Genomic DNA, 15,895 nt, shown 5'->3' with positions numbered 1-15,895 from the left:
GTGGCCGAGCGGCTAGGCTGGGCTCTGCAAAAGCTCCTACTCCGGTTCGAATCCGGACGATGCCTCAAGAAGAGATACAGAAATGTGTCTCTTTTTTTTTATTCTGAACTTGTTTCAGAATCTAAAAATTAATTAAAGTTATGTTCGAATCCGAAATTTTAAATACAATTTTGTCATTCTGAGGAACGAAAAATCTCATTATGTGATATTTAATATGTGATTTCTCCTATCGTCGTAAAACATAAATTAATAAATTTCTATAACAATTGGATTAATTTTACAAATTAATGCGTTAATATTTACAGAAAATCTTATATCGCATATAACTATTTCATCGCCTATCTTTACCTTGCTATGTATTTTTTTATAATACTCTTCTTTAATTTTGTTTCCATCAATATGAAAAGAACTATATCCTGGTATTCTTAATTCAAAACTTTTAATAGTACAATTTAATCCAATATGTTTATCTGGAAAACTACCTTTTATTACAGCGTTTAAAAGGTTTTGTTTTTGCATTCTAACTTGAAATCCATTAAGATTATTAATGTTCATTTGAAGATTTGGAAGGTTGCGAATTTTAAAAAGTTGCTTTTCAGAAAATTTCTTTCCATTTTTTAAAACTCCAGATATATTAATAATAACATCTGTTCCTGATGATGGATTAATATTGTAGGTGTTTTTTTCTTTTTTTGAAACACCTATTCCTTCGACCTCGAATGATTTTGAATTAGGAACATCAATAAAAACTTCATTTAAAAATCCTCTGTAAACTATTTTAGTGTTTTTTGGAATAACAAAATCATTTTCTGTATGATAAACAACCGAAATCGTATCATTTTGTCCATAAAATGAAAGGGAGAAAAGAAAGAAATAAATTCTAAATAATTTCTTCATAACAAGCGATAACTTTATTAAATTATTGTTTTATTTCGCTTTCATTAAACCTTTTTTAAATCTATAACTTGCTGTTTGGTAATTGGCTATGGTTAGCTTTTTTAAAGTTATATCTTGGCTTTTTATAGCTTTCATTTCTTTATTAGAAGCTTTCCATTGATATTGATTGCATTTTCTTCTGTCGTTAATTTCTGTAAAAATTGAGTTTTGAAGCAATCCCAATGTTCTGTAATTTCCTAACAATGCTCTTTCTTGACTGGGTTGTATAAAACGAATGTCTTTTCCGTATAAAGAGGTGTTATAATTCCAGTTTAAATATCCAAAAACGGTTGGCATTAAATCTATTTGTGATACTAATTTATTTACTTTTTCGGGTGTTGTATTTAAGTTATAAATCATTGCTGGAATATGATGTTTATCTATATTAATTTCCCATTTTCCTGCGCTACTAGCACAATGATCTGCAACAATAACAAAAACTGTATTTTTAAACCATGGTTTAGTTTTAGCTTCTGCAATAAATTTTCCGATGGCAAAATCGGTATATTTTATTACAGATTCTCGTGTTCCTTGTGGCATATCTATTGCTCCTTTTGGAAAAGAAAATGGTTTGTGATTAGAAGTAGTCATAATAAAATCGAAAAAAGGTTGTTTTGTAGCATAGTTTGCATCTGCAACTTTTAAAGTTTTTTTATAAATATCTTCATCACAAATTCCCCAAGCGTTTTCAAAGGTTACTTCGCTATCTTCAATGTTTATTCTTTTAGTTTTTATATCGTCGGCAAGAGGATTTCCTCTATTTCTATCAACAATATTAAAACCTTGACCTCCAAAAAAAGTATTCATATTATCAAAATATCCATCACCACCATAAATAAAATTTAGATTATAATTTTTTTGTTTTAAGACGGTTGCAATTGAGTATAAATTAGAATTATCTGGACGACGCACAATGCTGTTTCCTGGAGCTGGCGGAACAGAAAGAGTTAATGCTTCCATACCACGAATGGTTCTTGTTCCTGTAGCATAAAGATTGGTGAAAAAGACACTTTCGTTTGACAATTTATCTAGATTTGGAGTAAGATTTTCTTTATTTCCAAAAGCTGTCATGAATTCGGCACTAAAACTTTCTATACAAATTAAAATAACATTTGGGTTGTTTTCAACTCCTTCGTTTGTGACTTTTCTATCCAAACTTGTCATTTCGTTATTTGTAAATGTTTGATTATTTTGTAGTATATCTTTTTTAATTATAGAAAATGCTTCTTGATTAGAAAGTTTTTGATAAAACGTTTCATAATCTAATTCGTTAGAACGAAAGGCAGCAAAAAAAGAATAAACACCATTTTTTGATAGTTCGTTTACATAAAGATTCTCACTAGTTTCTGCCTGCTTGTTGGTAATAAATTGAATATAAATAAAACCAATAAAAGATAAAATCAGCATGTAAACAAGTCTTTTCTTGAAAACCATTTTATTAGAAAAAACTGTTTTGAATTTATTAGTTTTTCTAAAATAAAAGAAAAATAATCCTGTGAGAAGTAATAAAGTAAAAATCAAAACTGGCAAAGGATATGATTGATTGATGTTTTCAACAACTTCATAAGTATAAATTAAATAATCTACGGCAATGAAATTGAAGCGCGTATTGAATTCATCCCAAAAAGGAAACTCAGCCAAAAAAGAAAAAACTGTGATAAAAAAAGTAAAGAATAAAATGAAATATGTAATTGATTTATCGAATAATGTTCCAATAAATTTTGTTGGTAGAATTAATAAATACAATCCATAAATAAAACTAAAAAAAACAGCTGTTCCAATATCAAAAAGGAAGCCCAATCCATAAATTTTAAAAAGGTTTAAAATAGAAAAATCAATTGATTTAAAGGACAAAAAAAACAAAACAGTTCTAATTGAAAAACCTAGTATACAATAGATTATAATAAAATTAAATAGAATTGAAAAACGATTAATTAAGAAATTTTTCATGAAATTATTAATGTAAGAATGTAAAATTTTATGTAAAAGTACGTTTAATCCTTTAAATAAACCACAATGGGTTTTAAGTCAGTAGTTTTGCTTTTTTGACTTAAAGCATGCTTGATAAAAATATAAATTTTCACCACCTATCAACATGTTTATTTAATTATTTTGATAATCTGTGAATCTGTGGTGGGATTTTTAGAAAAGAGTACAACTAAGTTTAATTTTGATTGTTTAATTGTTCTATCTTTTCTTTTATCAATTGCTTTTCTTTAGGAAAAAACCCTTGTACCATCAGAAAGCTTCCAAAAATCATTAAAACAACACTTATTGTTCGTTTTATTTTATAAATATTAAATGGTGTTAATTTGGATTTTAATTGTTTTGCAACATTTATTTTTAATATATCTATAAGAAAATAGGTTATGATTATTGTGGAAACAAACATAATTATTCTATCGGTTTCCATATTTAGTTTTGGTCCAAAAACAATAATAATTCCAAGCCAAAAACCTAAAACACCAATGTTTATAAAGTTTAAAAAGAATCCTTTAAAAAACAATCCTAAATAATTGTTTTTAGGAATATTATCTTCATCATCAAGTTCTTCTTGTTGTTTTTTTTCAAAATCTTTTTTCTCTTTTATATAAGATATTATACCAAAGCTCAACATAATTGCACCTCCAAAAACAAATAATCCCGGATCATCTTTTAGTTTCTCTAGTATTTGGTTTGTACTAAAATAGGCAATTAGAATAAAAACCAGGTCTGCAAAAACAACACCGCAATCTAATACCATTGCGGCTCTAAATCCTTTGGTAATGCTAGTTTCTAGTAAAACAAAAAAAACTGGTCCAATGGTAAATGCAAGTAAAATTCCCCAAGGAATGGCAGATAAAATATCGTTAATCATTTTTTAATAGTTTCGAGTTGAAGGTTTCAAGTTGAAAGTTTCAAGTTTCTCAAAAATAGTAAATAAATTCTATTTTATACTTTTTTATTTTACTTCTTCTATTCTTCCGCCAGCAATAATTTTTTGATTTATTTGTTTAGGGTTTCCGTGGATTAATATTTTTCCACCAGCGCGAACCTTTGCATCAACTAAATCAGTTGCAAAAATAGTTGCATTGCCTCCAGCATTTGAAGTAATTGTGGTTTACTTAGTTGTTAACTTTTCTGCTTCATAATTTCCTCCAGAGTTTACTATAACGTCCTGATAATTAGCTTTTCCAGATATAGAAACTGTTGAACCATTTGCAACTCTTAAATTTAATTTTTCAACATTAATTTTAATTTTAATTTCTGATCCTTCTTTGGCAATAACATCAAAAATTGTAGTATCAAAAGTAGTTTGACATGCAATTCTAGAACCTTCGTTAGCTTCTACAGCATCAATTTCTTTAAAATAAACAGTTGCAGAAACACCATCGCCAGATAATAATTTAGTTAACGGCATTCTAATTTTTAGTTCGCTATTTTTATTGACAACTTCTACAATTTCTGAATTATCTCCAACTAAAACTACCTTGTTTTCATTAGATGGAACTAACAAAACGTCTATTTTGTCAAATGAAGTTACTTTATTAAAATCGCCAACTTCTTTTTCGGTTTGCGAAAATGCTATTTGACTTATTACTAGTAAACTAAAAAATATTTTTTTCATAATAATTCTTTTAACTGAACACTAAAAACTGAGCACTGAACACTTAATAACTACTCATTTTTTCTTAAGAAGGTAAAATCAAGCTGTTTCTTAACCAAATCGGCGTTCTTTACTTTAACGTAAACTTCGTCGCCTAATTGTAAAATACTCTTAGAAATTTCGCCTACAAGTGCATATTGTTTTTCATCAAAGGTGTAATAATCATCTTTTATTTCGCGAATTCTACACATTCCTTCGCATTTATTTGATACAATTTCTACATAAATTCCCCATTCAGTAACTCCAGAAATAACTCCCAAAAACTCTTCGTCTTTGTGATCTTGCATGTATTTTATCTGCATGTATTTGATTGAATCACGCTCGGCATTTGTCGCAAGACTTTCCATATTGCTTGAATGTTCACATTTTTCTTCATAGACTTCTGCAGAAACTGATTTTCCGCCGTCCAAATAAAATTGAAGTAAACGATGTACCATTACGTCTGGATAACGTCTAATGGGTGATGTAAAATGGCTGTAATAATCAAAAGCTAATCCGTAATGACCAATATTTTCTGTAGAATATTTGGCCTTACTCATCGTTCGAATTGCCAAAGTATCAATTAAATTTTGCTCTTTTTTTCCGTTAACGTCTGCCATTAATTGGTTTAACGATTTAGAAATGTCTTTTTTATCGCGTAAATCTATCTTATAACCAAATTTAGAAATCAAAGCTTGCATTGCAAAAAGCTTGTCTTCATTAGGTTCATCGTGAATTCTGTAAACAAATGTTTTCTTTTGTTTACCAATATATTCGGCAACTTTTCTATTTGCCAAAAGCATAAATTCTTCTATCAAATGATTGGCATCTTTAGAAACTTTAAAATAAACTCCTTCTGGTTCGCCATCATCTGTTAAATTGAATTTTACTTCTACTTTATCAAATGAAATTGCGCCTTCACTCATTCTTTTTCTACGAAGAATTTTAGCTAATTCGTCTAATTTTAAAGTAGCTTCGGTAATTTCATCGGATGCTTTATATTCTTTTCCTGTAAGAGAAATTTCTGCCGGAATTGTAGCAGCTTTTGTTTCGATTATTACTTGCGCTTCTTCATAAGCAAAACGTTGGTCAGAATTGATAACTGTTCTTCCAAACCATTGATTTAAAACCGTTGCCTTATTATCAATTTCAAAAATAGCAGAAAAAGTATATTTTTCTTCATTTGGACGAAGCGAACAAGCAAAATTTGATAAAACTTCGGGCAACATTGGTACAACTCTATCTACTAAATAAACCGAAGTTCCACGATTGTAAGCTTCATCATCTAAAATTGTTCCTTCTTGTAAATAGTGAGAAACATCGGCAATGTGAATTCCAATTTCGTAATTTCCGTTTTCTAATTTTTTGAACGACAAGGCATCATCAAAATCTTTGGCATCTTTTGGATCAATCGTATAGGTCAATGTATCGCGCATATCACGACGCTTTGCAATTTCTTCTGGATGAATGGCTGTATCTAATTTTTGTGCAAAAACTTCTACTTCAACCGGAAAATCATACGGTAAACCATATTCGGCAAGAATGGCATGAATTTCGGTATCGTGTTCTCCAGGTTTTCCTAAAACATTAATTACTGAACCAAAAGGTGAATCTGCTTTTTTGGGCCAATCTTCAATTCTAACTACAACAACATCGCCTTGTTCTGCGCCGTTATATTTATCTTTTGGAATAAAAATATCGGTATACATTTTAGCATTTGCAGTAGAAACAAAAGCAAAATTCTTTTGAATATCTATAACTCCAACAAATTCTGTTTTGTTTCTTTCTAGAACTTCAATTACTTCACCTTCAGGTTTTATACCACGACGACGATTGTAAACATAAACCTTAACTTTATCTTTATCTAAAGCATGATTCAAGTTATTTGTTGGAATAAAAACATCAACTTCAAAATCAGGTGAAATAAAATAAGCGGTTCTTCTTGAAGTCATATCAATTGTTCCTTCATAATAATCTTGCGAAATTGCTTTCACTAAATAACTTCCAGGTTCGTTTTCAATAATAACTTTTTGTGCAGTAAGGATTTTTAAATCTTTAATAATTTCGTTTCTGCTTTTGGTATCATTCAATTCAAGAACAGCGCATATTTGCTTGTAATTGAATGGTTTATTGGCATTTTGTGATAGTATTTTTAAAATCTTTTCAGAGAAGGTTTTCTCTATTTTTCCAAACTTTTTTGGGAATTTACTCATATTCTTTTTCTTAATAAGGTTTAAAATTACAAATAAGAAAATAGAAAATAGAAAATAGAGAATAGATTTATTGAAAAAATAACTTTTGTATCTTTATAAAAAATAAAAAATGATCGAATTTATAACAATAGCCACTTTTAATTTTCCTCACGAAATCACTATTTTAAAAACTATTTTAGATTATAAAGGAATACAATATTTATTTCTAAACGAAAATTTAATTTCTATAAATCCAATGGCAACTATAGCTTATGGAGGTATTCAATTAAAAGTGCATCCAAACGATAAAGAAGAAGTAAAAGAAATTTTAGATAACTTAAATACTAATTTAGATATTGTTTAAAGTCTATATTCTTTTCTCTTTATTTTATTTTCTAAAAATGAAAGTTGTCAACATATATTAAATACAACAAAAAAATATTTTAAATTTAAATTAATTTTTGGTGGTTATTATAGCGTGTTAATTGGTACAATAAGTTTATTTTTAAATAGTAGTTTTTGTAGTTATATTTATTTATATGTTTTTATTAACATACTTTTAAGAAAGTAAAGCACTCATTTTTAAGCTTTTTTTATTTTTTATAAACAGTTGTTGACAACTAAAAAAACCTACTTTTTGTAGATAACTTTGAATTGCATTTTCTGTTGAAAAACTATAAAATTTTATTGATAACTTTTCTAAAAATAGACTAAACTAAATTAGGATTTCTAATGTTAATTTTTGATTACAATTTATTTATATACAACCAAGAAAAAGTTCTAAAAAACTATATAAAGTTGTTAACATTGTATGTTAATTTAACGTTAACTGATTTTCAACACATTACAAAACACTATTAACAATACAAAAAATTAACATTAAGATTACCTATTTAGTGATGATTATCAGATAGTTATAATTTTTGTTTATTTCTATAATTTTTAAAATCTTGGTTAAGTAGTTCAAGGTCAAGTATTCCTTTGTTTCTTTTTAAGTGTTCTAAAATGACGAAACATTTTTCTATTTTTAGATTAGAATTTTTAGTTTTATTCATTAAATAAATCAAACTTCTTTGTTTTCCAGGTGTAAGTTTTTTGAATAATATTTCACCAATTTCATCACAATCTAAAACCTCTTGAAATTCATCCGAAACATCTATTCCGTATTCACTTTTATCTGCAATTATTTCAACAGAAATTTCATCATTTATATTTAGTTTCAATTCTTTTATTTTTTCTTTACTCAACATTATATAATGAAAAGGATTTTTCGGAATCATTGCACAATGAAAGGTATAAGAATTATTGAGTGTGCAAACAATTCGTTTTTTTGGAGAAAGAAGAATCATTTTTTGATAGATTTCATCAGGAATAATAATAATAGAAGTCCAAAAAACTTCACTTTCGCCAAATCTTGAAATAGTTGCTGTAAATTTCATAAATGTAAAAATTGTTTTTTATCGGTCATTTATGGTATCGCTTTTTATTTATTGGTTTTGTTTACAACAAATGTTTTAATAGCGATTTCATTTTTAAATGATTAATTTTGTAAATATAATATTTTTAGAAATGTCTGATTTAAATCAAATAAATACCGATTATAAAATTTGGATAAATGAATTAAAAGGTAAAATTCGTTCGGTTCAAATAAAAGCAGCAATTGCGGTTAATTCTGAATTAATTCTTTTTTATTGGGAATTAGGTAAATTGATTTCTGAAAAACAAGAGTTTTATAATTGGGGCGATAAACTAATAAATCAAATCTCATTAGATTTAAAAGAGGAATTTCCAGAAATAAAAGGTTTTTCGACAAGAAATATAAAATACATCCGCAATTTTTATTCTTTTTATAATAATTCTGAAATTAGGCAACAGCTTGTTGCCCAAATTCCTTGGGGACACAATATATTGATTTACAGTAAATCAAAAGACATTCAAGAAGCAACATTTTACATTCAACAAACTATTGAAAATAACTGGAGTAGAGATGTTTTGGCACTTCAAATTAAAACAAACTTGTTTGAAAGAAACGGAAAGGCAATTAACAATTTCAAATATACTTTGCCTAAACCATTTTCAGATTTAGCAGAGCAAACGTTGAAAGACCCTTATATATTTGATTTTTTAACACTATCAACTTCTGCTAAAGAAAAAGACATAGAAAACCAATTGATTCATCATTTAAAGAAATTTTTATTAGAATTAGGTAAAGGATTTGCATTTGTAGCACAACAATATCGATTTGCAATTGCCGAAAATGATTATTCAATAGATTTACTTTTTTATCATATCAAATTAAAATGTTATGTTGTAATTGAATTAAAAAACACAAAATTTATACCAGAATATGCAGGCAAAATAAATTTTATCTATCTGCAATAGACACATTGTTGAAAAATGAAGATGATAAACCTACAATAGGAATACTTTTGTGTAGAGATAAAAATAATATTGAAGCAGAATTTGCTTTGCGCGATTTAAATAAACCAATAGGTATAAGCGAATTTCAATTAACTGAAATAATTCCAGAAGATTTAAAAAGCAGCTTGCCAACAATTGAAGAAATAGAAAACGAATTAAAAAATAATAGTTTATGAAAATCTCAATAGGAAACGATCACGCCGGACCAGATTATAAAAAAGCAATTGTAGCATTTTTAGAAACCAAAGGTTATGAAATTATCAATCACGGAACCAATACTTTTGATAGTGTAGATTATCCAGATTTTGGTCATTCGGTTGCTGTTGATGTTGAAAATAAAATTGCCGTTTTTGGTATTCTTATTTGCGGAAGCGGAAACGGAATTGCAATGACAGCCAATAAACATCAAGGAATTAGAGCCGCAATTTGTTGGACAAAAGAAATTGCAACGCTTGCCAGACAACATAATGATGCCAATATTATAAGTATTCCGGCACGATTCACTTCAATTGCTCAAGCTGTAGAAATGGTTGATGCTTTTTTGAACACTAATTTTGAAGGAGGAAGACACGCGACTCGAGTTGATAAAATTAGTTGTAATTAATTTAGTAAATTTGTAAAATGGTATCACAAATAGAAATAGATATTATTATTGAAACCTTAATGCCATACAACCCAAAACGTATTGGTTTGTTTGGTTCGGTGGCCAGAAACGAAGAAAAAACATCAAGCGATATTGATATTTTGTATAGTTTTAATTCGCCAATTTCACTTTTTGGTTTAGTTGATATTCAAAATAAATTACAAGAAAATCTTCATAAAGAAGTTGATTTAGTTTCAGAAAATGCAGTTCATCATTTGTTAAAAGCAAACGTTTTTAAAGATTTAAAAGTAATTTATGGACAATGAAAAAAATTTATTTCGTTTGCAACATGTTGTAGAATGTATTGAAAAAATAGAAATAATAACTAAAGATTTGTCCTATGGTGATTATTTAGAAGATTGGATAAAACAAGATGCAATTTTAAGGAATATTGCTATAATTGGAGAAGCGATAACTCATGTTGAAGACGATTTAAAATCAAAATATCCAAATGTTGCTTGGATTCAAGCCAAAGGAATGAGAAATTTTTTAGTTCACGAATATTTTAAAGTCGATCACGATGCTGTTTGGAATACTTTTCAAACGGACTTACCAAAATTAAAATTTCAAATTCTTGAAATTCTAAACGACATTAAATAACACAAAAATGTCAAACAATCACGTAAACATTCATAAACACGAAGTAAAAGGAAAAAATTTAATTTATTCTATTTTACTCAATATTTTAATTACTTCGGCACAAGTTGTTGGCGGAATTTTCTCTGGAAGTTTAGCGTTAATATCAGATGCGTTACATAATTTTTCAGATGTTTTGACTTTAGTTTTTAGTTTGTATGCTAATAAATTATCCAAACGAAAAGCATCTTTAAATCATACTTTCGGATTTAAACGTGCAGAACTTATTGCGGCTTTTGTAAACGCTTCAACCTTAATTATTGTAGCATTATTTTTAATTTATGGCGCAATAGAACGATTTATAGAACCTAAAATAATCGAATCCAATTTGGTCATTTGGTTATCTATATTAGGAATTGCAGTCAATGGATTTTCAGCTTTACTATTAAAAAAAGATGCCGAACACAATCTTAATATGAAATCGGCATATTTGCATTTGTTTACAGATATGATGGCTTCTGTGGCAGTTTTAATTGGTGGATTATTGATGAAATATTTTGGTTGGTTTTGGGTAGACAGTGTAATGACAATTTTAATTGCTATATACTTAATTGTAGTTGGAGTTGATTTAATAAAAACGTCCACAAAAATCTTGATGCTTTTTACACCAGATAATATTGACATTAAAGAAATTGTTCGCGAAGTACATAAAATAGAAGGTGTAAACAAGTTGCATCACATTCATATTTGGAATTTAAACGATGACGAATTGCATCTCGAAGCACATTTAGATTGTTCTGAAGATATAAAAATGAGTGAATTTAATGAACTTTTGGACAAAATAGAACAGGTTTTATTTACACAATTCCACATCAATCACATCAATATTCAACCTGAATTTAAGAAAGAAGACTCTAAGGATTTTATTGTTCAGGATTAATTATTTACTACCATAATGACCAATATAAATTTCATTCAAAGCCAAGTTAATACAATTCCTAAAAACATTGAAGCAACGTTAAAATTGCTCAATGAAGATTGCACAATTCCGTTTATTTCTCGTTACCGAAAAGACCAAACTGGCAATCTAGATGAGGTAATTATTGAACAAATTGCAAAACTTTCTAAACAATATGACGAAATTGTAAAACGCAAAGAAAGTATTTTAAAAACAATAGAAGAACAAGGTCAATTATCGCCTGAATTGAAATCTAAAATTGAAAAAAGTTTCGATTTACAAGAAATAGAAGACTTGTATTTACCTTATAAAAAGAAGAAAAAAACCAAAGCCGATGTTGCTCGTGAAAACGGATTAGAACCTTTGGCAAAAATAATTATGTCGCAAGGAAATGAAGATATCGATTTTATTTCATCAAAATATCTTAATAAAAACGTTGTAAACGAAGATGATGCGTTGCAAGGCGCAAGAGATATTATTGCCGAATGGATTAACGAAAACATTTATATTAGAAAAAATCTTAGAAGATTATTTCAGCGAAATGGAATAGTTTCTACAAAAGTTTCAAAAGCTAAAAAAGACGAGATTGCTTCGAACATCGCAAATCCAGAAGCTCAAAAATTTTCTCAATATTTCGATTGGTCAGAACCAATTTCTAAAGCACCATCACACCGATTATTGGCTATGTTACGTGCCGAAAGCGAAGGATTTGTAAAACTAAATATCGAAATAGAAAAACAAGAAGCTTTAGATTTTATTGAAGAAAACATCATTACTAACAGTCGTTCTGAAGCCAAATCCCATTTAGAATTAGCTATAAAAGACAGTTACAAACGCCTTTTAGAACCAGCAATTTCTAATGAAACTTTGCAAGAAGCCAAGGCCAAAGCCGATAAAACAGCCATTGATGTTTTTGCTAATAATTTAGGACAATTGTTATTGGCGCCACCATTAGGAGAAAAACGAATTTTGGCAATAGATCCAGGATTTCGTAGTGGTTGTAAAGTAGTTTGCCTTGACGAAAAAGGTGATTTGTTGTACAACGAAACCATTTATCCGCATGCGCCACAAAAAGAAGATGTTATGGCGATGAAAAAAATTCGTTCGATGGTCAATGCCTATAATATCGAAGCAATTTCTATTGGAAACGGAACAGCAAGCCGTGAAACAGAGTTTTTTATTAAGAAAATTGCTTTTGATAAGTCATTACAAGTATTTGTAGTTTCTGAAGCTGGAGCATCGGTATATTCAGCGAGTAAAATTGCTCGAGATGAATTTCCAAATTATGATGTTACCGTTCGTGGTTCGGTTTCTATCGGAAGACGACTTTCAGATCCATTGGCAGAATTGGTAAAAATTGATGCAAAATCTATTGGAGTTGGACAATACCAGCACGATGTTGATCAAATAAAATTGAAAGAAGAATTAGATTCGGTTGTAGTTCGATGCGTAAATTCAGTTGGAATTAACATTAATACCGCAAGTAAATCGCTGTTGAGTTACGTTTCTGGAATTGGCGAAAAAATGGCCGAAAATATTGTTGCTTTCAGACAAGAAAACGGAGCATTTGAAGATAGAAAACAACTTAAAAAAGTTCCACGATTAGGCGAAAAAGCATACCAACAAGCCGCAGCTTTTATCAGAATTAAAGACGGAAAAAATCCGTTAGATAATTCGGCAGTTCATCCAGAAGCTTACGGAATTGTGGAGAAAATGGCAAAAGATTCAGGAATAAAAGTTTCAGAATTAATTGCCAATAAAGAAAAAATATCTAAAATAAATCTAGAAGATTATGTTAGCAAAGAAATTGGAATTTTAACCTTAAAAGACATTGTAAAAGAATTAGAAAAACCAGGTCTAGATCCAAGAAAATCTGCCAAAGTTTTTGAGTTTGATCCAACAGTAACTTCTATAAAAAATTTAAGAACCGGAATGATTTTACCCGGAATTGTAAACAACATTACAGCATTTGGTTGCTTTGTAGATATTGGAATAAAAGAAAGTGGTTTGGTACATATTTCGCAACTAAAAGCAGGTTTTGTTAGCGATGTAAACGAAGTTGTAAAACTCCACCAACACGTTCAAGTAAAAGTGGTTGAGGTTGATGAAGACAGAAAACGAATTCAGTTGACGATGGTTTTGTAAAAAAAATCAAAAATAAAATTCCAAACTCCAACAATAAAAATTGGAATTTGGAATTTTAATATTAAAATTTAATAAAAACTATTTAGTTTCTTCTTTTTTAGAATCTGCAGGTTGGTCTTCACCTTTTGCTGCATTTTTAAATTCTTTAACTCCAGAACCTAATCCTTTCATTAATTCTGGAATTTTTTTACCTCCAAAAAGCAGTAAAATAACAACACCAATTACAATCCATTCAGTTGCTCCCATTCTTCCCATGATTTATAAAATTTATGCTTTCGCAAATTCTTAATTAATAATATATTGCAAATGTAAAAAGAAAAAACAACACATTTAATTTTCTACAATATATTTACAATCAAACAACGTTAAAAGTTTCATAAACAAAAAAACCACAAATTTTCTATATTTGTATGATATATAAAAACCATGTCTAAAAAACGCCACAAAAAACAATTATTAAAGAAAAGATTATTTACAAAAAACCGATTGGTTATCTTAAACGAAGATACTTTTGAAGAAATATTTTCGTTAAGATTAACTTTAATGAATGTTTTTGTTGTTGCATCAATTGGAACAATTTTGATAATTACATTTACAACTTTCATTATTGCTTTTACTCCATTAAGAGAATATATTCCTGGATATTCATCTTCTAAATTGAGAAAAGAAGCAACCGAAATGGCTCTGAAATCTGATTCTTTAGAATTTGCAATAAAGAAAAATGAAGCATATCTTGAATCTATAAAAAAAGTATTGAGCGGTAATCTTGAATATTCCAAAGTAAATAAAGACTCTATATTAGCAATTTCTGTCGATACTTTGCCAGATTTAGAATTAACAGCAACAGAATCTGAACTAAAATTAAGAAAAGAAGTTGCCGAAGAAGAAGCAAGAATAAAAGCTGAAAAATCAAAAATTAAAAAATAAAACTTTGCGACTTAGCGTCTTAGTGGTAAAATTAGCGTCTTTATAACATGTCAATAAAATCAATTGCAGCAAAAATATTCGCCAAGAAAATTTATAAAAAAACCTTGAAATGGGCAAGTAATCCTATTGAAACTCAACAAAGAGTATTTAAAGATTTAATCCGTCAAGCGGAAAATACTCAGTTTGGAAAAGACCATGATTTTGAACAAATTAAATCCTTTCAAGCATTTGCAAAGCAAGTTCCAATAAGAGATTATGAAGAATTAAAACCTTATATTGACAAAGTTGTAAAAGGCGAAGAAAATATACTTTGGAAAGGAAAACCACTTTATTTTGCCAAAACTTCTGGCACAACATCTGGAGCAAAGTACATTCCGCTTACTAAAGAAAGTATGCCTTTTCATATCGAAGCAGCACGAAATGCAATATTAAGTTACATTCACGAAACAGGAAATTCAAAATTTGTTGATGGCAAAATGATTTTCTTGCAAGGAAGTCCAACATTAGAAGAAAAAAACGGAATAAAACTTGGAAGATTATCTGGAATTGTAGCTCATTTTGTTCCTAAATACTTGCAAAAAAACAGACTTCCTTCTTGGGAAACCAATTGCATTGACGATTGGGAAACCAAAGTTAATGCTGTTGTAGAAGAAACAATCAATGAAAATATGTCTGTTATTTCTGGAATTCCATCTTGGGTTCAAATGTATTTTGAAAAACTAAATCAAAAAGGAGGAAAGACAGTTGGAGAACTCTTTAAAAACTTCAATTTATTTATTTATGGTGGTGTAAATTATGAACCATACAGAGCAAAATTCGAAAACTTAATAGGAAGAAAAGTAGATTCGATAGAATTATTTCCAGCTTCCGAAGGATTTTTTGCCTATCAAGACAAACAATCTGAAAAAGGAATGTTACTGCTTTTAAACGCTGGAATTTTTTATGAATTTGTAAAATCTGATGAGTTTTTTTCAGACAATCCAAAACGATACACAATTGGCGAAGTTGAATTAAATATTAATTATGTTTTAATAATTTCAACAAATGCTGGACTTTGGGCATACAACATTGGCGATACGGTTCAATTCACATCATTAAAACCATATCGAGTAATAGTTTCTGGGCGCATTAAACATTATATATCGGCTTTTGGCGAGCACGTTATTGGCAAAGAAGTTGAACACGCCTTGAAAGAAGCAATACAAAATACCAATATTGCAATAAATGAGTTTACGGTTGCGCCACAAATCACGCCAAATTCTGGTTTGCCATACCACGAATGGTTTGTCGAATTCGACTCCAAAAATTCGGATGAATCAATTGACATTCAAGAATTTGCATTAGCAATAAATAACGAAATGCGCAAACAAAACATCTATTACGACGACTTGATTGTTGGTAAAGTTTTGCAAAATTTAGTGATTACAAAAGTGGCAAAAAACGGTTTTCAAGATTATATGAAATCCATTGGC

At 28.8% G+C, this 15,895-nt stretch carries 14 protein-coding genes and 2 pseudogenes; 9 read left to right on the top strand and 7 right to left on the bottom strand.

What is annotated here, in order from left to right; translation table 11 throughout:
• Positions 1-246: 246 nt before the first annotated feature.
• From ACH2BO_RS06215 to rnr, 5 genes and pseudogenes are all read right to left on the bottom strand, one after another.
• Positions 247-897, bottom strand: a complete 651-nt coding sequence (locus ACH2BO_RS06215) for a hypothetical protein (RefSeq protein ID WP_395043887.1) — start codon at positions 895-897, stop codon at positions 247-249.
• Between the two features lie 30 nt (positions 898-927).
• Complete coding sequence (locus ACH2BO_RS06210; RefSeq protein ID WP_395043886.1) at positions 928-2,736, bottom strand: LTA synthase family protein; 1,809 nt, start codon at positions 2,734-2,736, stop codon at positions 928-930.
• Positions 2,737-3,100: 364 nt separating this feature from the next.
• Entirely contained in the window at positions 3,101-3,793 is a 693-nt protein-coding gene (locus ACH2BO_RS06205) for a LysE family translocator (RefSeq protein ID WP_395043885.1), read from the bottom strand.
• Between the two features lie 84 nt (positions 3,794-3,877).
• Positions 3,878-4,543, bottom strand: a pseudogene (locus ACH2BO_RS06200) (head GIN domain-containing protein).
• Between the two features lie 50 nt (positions 4,544-4,593).
• Positions 4,594-6,774 (bottom strand): ribonuclease R, encoded by a 2,181-nt coding sequence (gene rnr / locus ACH2BO_RS06195; protein ID WP_395043884.1) that lies wholly within the window; start codon positions 6,772-6,774, stop codon positions 4,594-4,596.
• A 109-nt stretch (positions 6,775-6,883) separates the two neighbouring features.
• On the opposite strand from rnr, the gene ACH2BO_RS06190 reads away from it, so the two are divergent.
• Positions 6,884-7,117, top strand: a complete 234-nt coding sequence (locus ACH2BO_RS06190) for a DUF2007 domain-containing protein (protein WP_395043883.1) — start codon at positions 6,884-6,886, stop codon at positions 7,115-7,117.
• Positions 7,118-7,667: 550 nt separating this feature from the next.
• On the opposite strand, the gene ACH2BO_RS06185 is transcribed toward ACH2BO_RS06190, so the two are convergent.
• Positions 7,668-8,192: a hypothetical protein gene (locus ACH2BO_RS06185; protein ID WP_395043882.1), complete on the bottom strand. Its 525-nt coding sequence runs from the start codon at positions 8,190-8,192 to the stop codon at positions 7,668-7,670.
• A gap of 97 nt (positions 8,193-8,289) precedes the next feature.
• On the opposite strand from ACH2BO_RS06185, the pseudogene ACH2BO_RS06180 reads away from it, so the two are divergent.
• The 6 genes and pseudogenes from ACH2BO_RS06180 to ACH2BO_RS06155 all read left to right on the top strand — a co-directional run bounded on the left by ACH2BO_RS06180 (position 8,290) and on the right by ACH2BO_RS06155 (position 13,496).
• Positions 8,290-9,350 (top strand): annotated as a pseudogene (locus ACH2BO_RS06180) (YhcG family protein).
• The gene (gene rpiB, locus ACH2BO_RS06175; RefSeq protein WP_395043881.1) at positions 9,347-9,778 is read left to right on the top strand and encodes a ribose 5-phosphate isomerase B; all 432 of its coding nucleotides are present in this window, start codon (positions 9,347-9,349) and stop codon (positions 9,776-9,778) included. The pseudogene ACH2BO_RS06180 and the gene rpiB overlap by 4 nt, the downstream one beginning before the upstream one ends.
• A 17-nt stretch (positions 9,779-9,795) precedes the next feature.
• Positions 9,796-10,083: a nucleotidyltransferase family protein gene (locus ACH2BO_RS06170; protein WP_395043880.1), complete on the top strand. Its 288-nt coding sequence runs from the start codon at positions 9,796-9,798 to the stop codon at positions 10,081-10,083.
• The gene (locus ACH2BO_RS06165; protein ID WP_395043879.1) at positions 10,073-10,417 is read left to right on the top strand and encodes a DUF86 domain-containing protein; all 345 of its coding nucleotides are present in this window, start codon (positions 10,073-10,075) and stop codon (positions 10,415-10,417) included. The genes ACH2BO_RS06170 and ACH2BO_RS06165 overlap by 11 nt, the downstream gene beginning before the upstream one ends.
• 7 nt (positions 10,418-10,424) lie before the next feature.
• Positions 10,425-11,333 carry a cation diffusion facilitator family transporter gene (locus ACH2BO_RS06160; protein ID WP_395043878.1) on the top strand — a complete coding sequence of 303 codons (909 nt, stop codon included), beginning with the start codon at positions 10,425-10,427 and terminating at the stop codon, positions 11,331-11,333.
• Positions 11,334-11,348: 15 nt separating this feature from the next.
• Positions 11,349-13,496 carry a Tex family protein gene (locus tag ACH2BO_RS06155; RefSeq protein ID WP_395043877.1) on the top strand — a complete coding sequence of 716 codons (2,148 nt, stop codon included), beginning with the start codon at positions 11,349-11,351 and terminating at the stop codon, positions 13,494-13,496.
• A gap of 78 nt (positions 13,497-13,574) precedes the next feature.
• Here ACH2BO_RS06155 and ACH2BO_RS06150 read toward each other — a convergent pair whose 3' ends face one another.
• Positions 13,575-13,751, bottom strand: coding sequence for a twin-arginine translocase TatA/TatE family subunit (locus ACH2BO_RS06150; protein ID WP_395043876.1), 177 nt, complete (start codon positions 13,749-13,751; stop codon positions 13,575-13,577).
• A gap of 171 nt (positions 13,752-13,922) precedes the next feature.
• Here ACH2BO_RS06150 and ACH2BO_RS06145 point away from each other — a divergent pair, with 171 nt between their 5' ends.
• Positions 13,923-14,423 (top strand): peptidase, encoded by a 501-nt coding sequence (locus ACH2BO_RS06145; protein ID WP_395043875.1) that lies wholly within the window; start codon positions 13,923-13,925, stop codon positions 14,421-14,423.
• 47 nt (positions 14,424-14,470) lie between these two features.
• Positions 14,471-15,895, top strand: a 1,425-nt coding sequence (locus ACH2BO_RS06140; protein WP_395043874.1) for a GH3 auxin-responsive promoter family protein, incomplete at its 3' end; no start/stop codon positions are given.

The organism is Flavobacterium sp. (assembly GCF_043773265.1).
GTDB lineage: Bacteria > Bacteroidota > Bacteroidia > Flavobacteriales > Flavobacteriaceae > Flavobacterium.
This window is presented reverse-complemented; position numbering and strand designations above follow the sequence as displayed.